We start from the raw sequence: 231 nt of genomic DNA, 5'->3' as shown, positions 1-231 counted from the left end.
AGGGCATGACCGGTGTTTCCTACTCGTTCCGTATCGAGCAGATTCCGGTGGACTTCGGCATGCGCATCCCGTTGAACGTGACGATTTCCGGGGGCACCTTGGACATCACCACTGTGCCGTTCGACGTCCCTTTGCTCCCGCTCACTATCAGCGGCGTGAACAACGGCTCGACCATCGGTCCCATCCGGGTTCCGTCCATCACGGTCACCGGACCGCGGTTGAATTTCGTCG

At 60.2% G+C, this 231-nt stretch carries 1 protein-coding gene; it reads left to right on the top strand.

What is annotated here, in order from left to right; all coding sequences use genetic code 11:
• Positions 1-231: hypothetical protein (locus tag ACZYZ9_RS26500; RefSeq protein ID WP_463829116.1), on the top strand; the 231-nt coding region annotated here is incomplete at both ends.

It is taken from the genome of Mycobacterium sp. IDUB_28 (assembly GCF_055419285.1).
The sequence above is the reverse complement of the archived record's forward strand: the minus strand, read 5'-3'. Positions and strand labels throughout refer to the sequence as shown.